Below are 7,082 nucleotides of genomic sequence, written 5' to 3'. Positions count from 1 at the left end.
ACACCCAATCCTCGCGCTGGACGTGTGGGAACACTCCTACTACTACGACTACGGCCCCGCCCGCGGCGACTTCATCTCCGCGTTCTTCGAAGTCGTCGACTGGGACGAACCCAGCGCCCGCTACGAACAGGCCGTCGAACTGTTCGAGTAAGTCGCAGACGACGAACGGATCCGGAGAGGTCCGAGCCGAACACCGAACTTCTTTCGACGCGGTCCCAGTCAGCCGCGGCGCCGGACGACATATCGGCCCCACCAGCCCGTCGACCGACCTTCCGACACCCACAGTTAGGTCCCTCGCGACCGACGGGGCGTCCATGGAACTCGCCGACGGCGTGTACGCCCTGGAACTGACGATGGAGCGGGACGACGGCACGGCCGCGTTCCACCCGACGGCCGTCGAGACGCCGAAGGGGCTCCTCCTGGTCGACGCCGGATTGCCCGGCCAGACCGACCAGCTGGCCGACGCGCTCGCCGACCACGGACTCGATCTGGCGGGCGTATGGGCGGTCGTGCTCACCCACCACGACGGCGACCACGCGGGCGGGCTGGCGGCGGTGTGCGAGCGCGCGGCCGACCCGGTCGTGTACGCACACGAGGCGGCGGTGCCGTACGTCGACGGTCGGGAGTTCCCGGTCAAGAGCGATCCCGACGGCGACCGCTACGAGCCGGTCCCGGTCGACGTGGAGCTACGAGACGGCGTGACGTTCCGGACGGACGCGGGGCCGATGCGGGCGGTGTTCACGCCCGGCCATCTCGCGTTTCACCTCCCCGAGTCCGGCGTGCTGCTCGCGGCCGACGCGCTTCGCAGCGACGACGGCGACTTGGTCGGTCCCGCGGAGCAGTTCACGCCAGACATGGCCGAGGCGACGCGGTCGGTGGCCCGGCTCGCGGCGGTGGACGGCGAGGTGGAGACGGTCCACTGCTACCACGGCGGGACCGCCGACGCCGGAACCACCGAGATCGCCGAGGTGTACGAGTCGCTGGACGCCGAGCACTCGGAGTAGGGGGCCGAGGTCGGTTCAGACGATCGGGCGGTCCGTCGCCGGACGATTCATATCGCACCCGTCCCTGTCGCCGATCGATGGACCACATCGCGATCGACGAGGTCGAGACCGGCGGTTTCGGCAGGGACGTGGAGATGCGCCGGCTCGCCGACGCGCTCGGCGCCGAGAACGTGGCGATCAACCACTACCGCCTCGACCCGGGCGAGGGGTTCTCGGGCGGGATGCACACCCACCTCGACCAGGAGGAGCTGTTCGTGATCCTCTCGGGCACCGCGACGTTCGAGACCGAGGACGGCGAGATCGAGATCGCCGAGGGCGAGGCGATCCGGTTCGCGCCGGGGGAGTACCAGACCGGAGCGAACGAGGGCGACGAGCGTGTCGAGGCGCTCGCGCTCGGCGCGCCGGCCGACTCGACGGAGGTGCGCGTGCCCGTCGAGTGCCGCGAGTGCGGCCACGACGCGCTCGCGGCGGTGCCGGGAGACGACGGCATGGCGTTCGTTTGCCCGGAGTGCGGGACCGAGGCGGACCTTCCGACGTGACCGCCGCCGCCGGCAGTCGCCTCTCTCGACCCGCCGCGTTTTAGCGGGCGCGCGGGCTACGAGCGGGTGTGCCGATCGAGAAATCCGAGTTCCCCGGGCTGTACCCTTGTGACTTCTACACGCCCGCGGAGCTGTTCGAGCCGGACCGGATGTACACCGTCTACGAGATCGCACGGCTCCTGCAGGGGCTGGAGCCCGATGCCGAGATCGACGAGGGCACTGAGGAGGTGCTGCTCGACTGGGCGATCCCGTGGGTCGTGACGAACGCGGCGGAGCTTGTCGTCGCGGAGCCGCGCGCGGACGACGAGCCCGGCTACTACGGTCTGCGTCGTCCCGAGGACCTCGACGGGGGCGCCGACGGAACCGGCTCGGTCGACGACGACGCGACCGCCGGCGACGCCCCCGGCCACTCGGACGACCCGTCGGCCGCCGAACAGTGAGGCTGCTCGTCGCCGGTGCGGACCCCGTCGACGCGGGCAAGACGACGTTCGCGGTCGGGTTGGCCGCTCGCCTCCGCGGCGACGGCGCTGGCCCCCGAGCATTCAAGCCCCGCGCCGGCAACGACCGCTGGTTCGACCACGACGACGTTCGCCGAGCCGCGGGCGAGGGTCGCCTCTACGGGAAGGACATCGACCGACTGCTCCGTGCCGCAGGCAGCGACGCGAGCCACGAGGTCCGAAACCCGATCCACCGCCTCTGGCGACCGACGCCGGGCGAACGAGGGCTGCTCGGCGAGGCCGACCGAACGTTCCTCGTCGACCGGGTCCGGACCCAGAGCGGCGACGAGTGGGTGCTGAACGGCACCGCCGATATCCCGGCTCGGCTCCACGAGGACCTCCCGATCGCGGAGGCCCGCCGCGTCGAATCGGTCCGGGCGTTCAACGGCGCGATGCGCGAGCTCCATCTCCCCGCGCTCAACCGGCTCGCCGACGACGTTCGCGAGGCCGGCGAGGCGGGCGTCGCGCTCGTGGAGTCGTACGGCGACGTGGCGATGCCGCTGCGGGAGATCGACTTCGACGCGGTCGCGGCCGTCGATCCCGGTCGGTGCCGCGTGTACGACGGGGGTCGCTGGACGCTCGCCCGCGAGACCGCGACCGGCGGCCGCGACGAGGGGGCGCTGGAGGTGCGCGTCGAGCGCGTGACCGAGATGCTCGACCCGCTCTCGACGCACGACCTCCGTCCCCTCACCGGCGAGGAACAGGATGACCCCGACGCCGTCGCGTCGGCGTATCAAGAGGCGTACGACGAGCTCCTCGCAGCTGCGCGAGACCGCTGAGGGCTGTCCCCCGCGGCTCTGCCACTGCGCTGCGCCCCTCCGTTATCGCGTTCGCGCCGCCCGCCCGGCGAGTTCGACGTGATCGAACGGCGAGTCCAGCACGCTCGGGCCGTGGCCCACGTGGAGCTCTCGGAGGCCGTCGCCGTCGACGCGGTCGCGCACGCGGTCGATACTTCGGATCAGCGCGTCGCGGTCGCCCTCCTCCAGGTCCGTCCGCCCGAAGCCGCCGTTCTGGAAGATCAGGTCGCCCGCGAACAGCACGCCCGCGTCCTCGTCGTAGAAGCAGAGGTGGTCGTTCTTATGCCCGGGCGTGTGGAGCGCCTCGTACGTTCCGAGCCCCAACTGGACGCGCCCGCCGTCGGGAAGCTCGTTGTCGACCGACGGCTGGTCGGCGTCGAAGCCCCACGTCTCGACGCCGAAGGCCTCGCGGACGGCCTCGACGTTGCCGACGTGGTCGTGGTGGGTGTGGGTGAGGATCACCGCGTCGAGGTCGTCGACGCGCTCGCGGACGAGCGGGAGGATGTCGAAGTTCGAGCCGGTGTCGACGAGGGCGCGGCGGCCGGCGTCGCCGTCGTCGTCGCTCGCGGGCGAATCGGCGCTCGCGGGGCCGACGACGAGGAACGCGTTGCTCGTGAACGCCTGGACGCCGGCGGCGAGGTTGTGGATCATGAGCGGTGGTAGGAGACGCCGGGTCTTGGGGGTTCGTGTTGGTCCGGAACGAGCGACGGGTAACCGGGTTCGGTAGGTCTATGACGGACGGCCCGCGCTTCTCGCACATGCAGCAGTACCTCTCGACCGTCGAGGACGTGCTCCGGGACGGTATCCACAAGCCGAACCGGACCGGCGTCGACACGCTCTCGGCGTTCTCGGCGCACTACGAGGCCGACCTCGCTGACGGCTTCCCCCTGCTCACGACGAAGGACCTCTCGGGGTTCCGCTGGAACTCGCTCATCCACGAGTTCCTGTGGTACCTCTCGGGCGAGGAGCATATCCGCGACCTCCGCGAGAAGACGGGGATCTGGGACGCGTGGGCCGACGAGGACGGGCGACTCGACACCGCCTACGGGCGCTTCTGGCGGCGCTACCCAGTTCCCGAGGACGGACTGGAGGGCGAGACGTGGCCCGAGGAGACCCACCGCTGGATGAACGACGACGAGCGCACCTTCGACCAGCTGGCGTACGTGCTTGACACCCTCCGCGAGAACCCGAACTCCCGGCGGATCGTCGTGAATGCGTGGCACCCCGCGAACGCCGCGGTGTCGACGCTGCCGCCGTGCCACTACACCTTCGTCTTCAACGTCCAGGGCGACCGCCTGAACCTCCATCTCACCCAGCGCTCGGGCGACCTCGCGCTTGGGGTCCCGTTCAACATCGCGGCCTACTCGATCCTGCTGACGGCCGTCGCCCAGCACACCGGGTTCGAGCCGGGGACGTTCGCACACAGCGTCGTCGACGCCCACGTCTACTGTGGCACCGGCGAGCGCGGCGACTGGTACGGCGACGCCGGCGCCCGAGAGCTGATCCGCGACGGCCTCGCCGACGCCGACTCCCGGGCGGAGTACGAGCGGCTGGCCGACCGCGTCGAGGAGACCGCGCCCCCCGAAGCCGACGGCGACGAGCGGACGGACCACGTGCCCGGCCTGCTGCGGCAGCTCGGCCGCGAACCGCGCAAGAAGCCGACGCTGCGCGTCGCCGACAAGCCGCTCGACGACCTGACGTTCGACGACATCGAACTGCACGGGTACGACCCGGCGCCGGGGATCGAGTTCGCGGTCGCCGAGTGATGTCGGTCGACCGCCCGTCTCGTCCGCTCGACGACGGCGATGACGTGCGCGTCTCGCTCATCGCCGCCGTCGCCGCCAACGGCGTCATCGGCGCCGACGGCGGGATGCCGTGGCACCTCCCCGCCGACATGCGCCACTTCAAGGAGACGACCACGGGCCACCCGGTGATCATGGGGCGGCGGACGTACGAGTCGATCGCGAGCGACATCGGCGGGCCGCTCCCCGACCGGACGAACGTCGTCCTCTCGCGGTCGAGTCCCCACCTCCCCGACGACGTGATCGTCGCCGAGTCCGTCGACGACGCGCTCGCGGTCGCACGCGGGGCCGCCCAGGAACTGGGCGTCGACACCGTCTACGTCGCCGGCGGCGGCGCCGTCTACGAGCAGTTCCTCCCGCTGGCGGAGGAGTTGGTGCTCACCGAGATCCACGAGGCGCACGAGGGCGATACCGCGTTCCCCGAGTTCGACCCCGACGAGTGGTGCGAGGTGGACCGCGAGGAGCGCGACGCCTTCGACTTCGCCGTCTACGAGCGCGCCCGGTAGCGCCGCCACGGCCGCGTGGCCGTCGCGACCGGGTGGCCGTCGCGACCGAGTGGCCGTCGCGACCGAGTGGCCGTCGCGGTGAGCCGTCGCACTCGCGGTCGGTCCCGAACGCCTTTCGACGTGTCCCCCGACGGGTCGAGTATGTCCACTCGCCCGCTCCTCGCGCTTGCGTGTTGCCTCCTCCTCGCGCTCGCGGGCTGCGCCGCGGCGCCGGGCGGCCCGTCGACGGCCGCGACCGCCGACGGGACGCCGAGCGCGCCCCCCGGTTCCGCCGGCACGCCCGCCACCGTCGCCCCGCCGGCGGACGGCCTCCACGTCACGGTCGTCGAGGTCGTCGACGGCGACACCGTCCGGTTCGAGTACGAGAACGGGACGACCGACACGGCCCGCCTGCTCGGGGTCGACACGCCCGAAATCTACGGCGAGAACACGCCCGACGAGTTCGAGGGCGTCCCCGACACGGAGGCGGGACGCGCGTGCCTCGACGAGTACGCCGAGCGCGCCAGCGCCTACACGAAGAACCGCCTGCTCGGCGAGGAAGTGACGCTCGCGTTCGACGCGAACGAGCCTCGCCGCGGCTACTACGACCGGCTGCTCGTGTACGTCCACCACGACGGCGGGTCGTTCAACTACGCGCTGGTCGACCGCGGGCTGGCGCGGGTGTACGACTCCTCGTTCGAGCGCGGCGACAGCTTCTACGCCGCCGAGGAGCGCGCGATGGCCGCCGGCCGCGGGCTGTGGACCTGCCGCGACGGCACGCCCGGTCCCGCCGGCGCCGACGAGACGACCGCCACCGCGTCCGCGACCGCGACCGTCACTGCCTCCGACGCCGGTGACGGGATCGTGATCGCCCGGGTCCACGCCGACGCTGAGGGCGACGACGGGGAGAACCTCAACGACGAGTACGTCGTGCTCCGCAACCGCGGCCACGAGGCGGTCGACCTCTCGGGGTGGACGCTGACCGACGCGGCCGGGTTTACGTACGAGTTCCCCGACGGTGCCTCGCTGGCGGCGGACGCGACCGTCACGGTCCACGTCGGCAGCGGCGACGACACCGAGAGCGACCTGTACTGGGGGCGGAGCCGTCCGACGCTGAACAACGACGGCGAGACGGTGACACTGCGCGATGCAAACGGCGCGGTCGTCGCCGAGCGGTCGACCTGACGGGTCGGCGCGAGCGCAGCGGGTGCGGTCGTCGCCGAGCGGTCGACCGGCGCCGCACGACCCCCACTTATTTCGCTCCGCGTGCCATGTCGCGTCGTGCCACACCTTCGATTCGATCTCTCGGCGGCGGTCGACGACGGCGAGCGCGCTTCGTTCGCGGCGTGGGTCGCCGAGACGTACGCCGACGTGATGGAGACGGGGACCGACCACGTCGGCGTGATCGTCACGGAGAGCGACCCGCGGTTGGGACGCGCCGACGAGGGCGACTCCGTCGCGCTCGTGAACGCCGACATCCGCGTCGGCCGCTCCGTCGAGCAGCGCCACGAGCTCGCGCGGCGATTGACCGCCGAACTCGGGGATCGGTTCAGCGTCCCAGAGAAGTTCGTATACGTCGTGTTCACCGAACACGCGGGGGTGGATTTCGTGCTCGGCGGCGACCCCCTCGACGGGTGGGACAGCGGGGAGGCCAGCGGCGACGGACCCGCCGGTCCTGGGGCGGCCGGTACAGAGTAGTTCCGTCGCGCAGCAAACGGAACCATGGCGAGCAAAGCCACCTTCGAGGTGTTTCGCGACAGCGCCGACCAGTGGCGATGGCGGCTCAAACACGACAACGGGAACATCATCGCCGACTCCGGGGAGGGGTACGCGAGCAAGCAGAAGGCCGAGGAGGGCATCGAGAGCGTGAAGGCGAACGCCGCCGACGCCGAAGTGCTCACGGTCGAGCGGTAGTCGGCGGACGCGCTCGGAGCGCGTCCCGGAGACCCCGCGGCGGG

10 protein-coding genes and 1 pseudogene are annotated in these 7,082 nt (G+C 71.5%); 10 read left to right on the top strand and 1 reads right to left on the bottom strand.

Annotation, left to right across the window (positions count from 1 at the left end; all coding sequences use genetic code 11):
* From BUE16_RS15765 to BUE16_RS15745, 5 genes and pseudogenes are all read left to right on the top strand, one after another.
* Nucleotides 1-151 (top strand): Fe-Mn family superoxide dismutase (locus BUE16_RS15765; RefSeq protein WP_234972429.1); only part of this gene is annotated, 151 nt, incomplete at its 5' end.
* 163 nt (nucleotides 152-314) lie between these two features.
* Nucleotides 315-1,004, top strand: coding sequence for an MBL fold metallo-hydrolase (locus BUE16_RS15760; protein WP_073311489.1), 690 nt, complete (start codon nucleotides 315-317; stop codon nucleotides 1,002-1,004).
* Nucleotides 1,005-1,081: 77 nt separating this feature from the next.
* Nucleotides 1,082-1,543 (top strand): cupin domain-containing protein, encoded by a 462-nt coding sequence (locus BUE16_RS15755; protein WP_073311486.1) that lies wholly within the window; start codon nucleotides 1,082-1,084, stop codon nucleotides 1,541-1,543.
* Between the two features lie 68 nt (nucleotides 1,544-1,611).
* Nucleotides 1,612-1,872 (top strand): annotated as a pseudogene (locus BUE16_RS15750) (DUF5827 family protein); the annotation flags it as partial.
* 107 nt (nucleotides 1,873-1,979) lie between these two features.
* Complete coding sequence (locus tag BUE16_RS15745) at nucleotides 1,980-2,819, top strand: hypothetical protein (protein ID WP_073311483.1); 840 nt, start codon at nucleotides 1,980-1,982, stop codon at nucleotides 2,817-2,819.
* A gap of 42 nt (nucleotides 2,820-2,861) precedes the next feature.
* Here BUE16_RS15745 and BUE16_RS15740 read toward each other — a convergent pair whose 3' ends face one another.
* Complete coding sequence (locus BUE16_RS15740; RefSeq protein ID WP_073311480.1) at nucleotides 2,862-3,488, bottom strand: MBL fold metallo-hydrolase; 627 nt, start codon at nucleotides 3,486-3,488, stop codon at nucleotides 2,862-2,864.
* Nucleotides 3,489-3,595: 107 nt separating this feature from the next.
* On the opposite strand from BUE16_RS15740, the gene thyA reads away from it, so the two are divergent.
* From thyA to BUE16_RS15715, 5 genes are all read left to right on the top strand, one after another.
* Nucleotides 3,596-4,603 carry a thymidylate synthase gene (gene thyA, locus BUE16_RS15735; RefSeq protein ID WP_073311514.1) on the top strand — a complete coding sequence of 336 codons (1,008 nt, stop codon included), beginning with the start codon at nucleotides 3,596-3,598 and terminating at the stop codon, nucleotides 4,601-4,603.
* On the top strand, nucleotides 4,603-5,145 hold the full coding sequence (locus tag BUE16_RS15730; protein WP_073311478.1) for a dihydrofolate reductase: 543 nt from the start codon (nucleotides 4,603-4,605) through the stop codon (nucleotides 5,143-5,145). The genes thyA and BUE16_RS15730 overlap by 1 nt, the downstream gene beginning before the upstream one ends.
* A 141-nt stretch (nucleotides 5,146-5,286) precedes the next feature.
* On the top strand, nucleotides 5,287-6,309 hold the full coding sequence (locus tag BUE16_RS15725) for a lamin tail domain-containing protein (RefSeq protein WP_073311476.1): 1,023 nt from the start codon (nucleotides 5,287-5,289) through the stop codon (nucleotides 6,307-6,309).
* A 96-nt stretch (nucleotides 6,310-6,405) separates the two neighbouring features.
* Nucleotides 6,406-6,822 (top strand): tautomerase family protein, encoded by a 417-nt coding sequence (locus tag BUE16_RS15720; RefSeq protein WP_073311474.1) that lies wholly within the window; start codon nucleotides 6,406-6,408, stop codon nucleotides 6,820-6,822.
* A 24-nt stretch (nucleotides 6,823-6,846) separates the two neighbouring features.
* Nucleotides 6,847-7,038 carry an HVO_2922 family protein gene (locus tag BUE16_RS15715; RefSeq protein ID WP_073311471.1) on the top strand — a complete coding sequence of 64 codons (192 nt, stop codon included), beginning with the start codon at nucleotides 6,847-6,849 and terminating at the stop codon, nucleotides 7,036-7,038.
* The last annotated feature ends 44 nt before the right edge of the window (nucleotides 7,039-7,082 follow it).

Source organism: Halobaculum gomorrense (assembly GCF_900129775.1).
Classification (GTDB): Archaea; Halobacteriota; Halobacteria; order Halobacteriales; family Haloferacaceae; genus Halobaculum; species Halobaculum gomorrense.
Note: the sequence above shows the minus strand (reverse complement) of the source record. Positions and strands in the feature narration are given on the sequence as shown.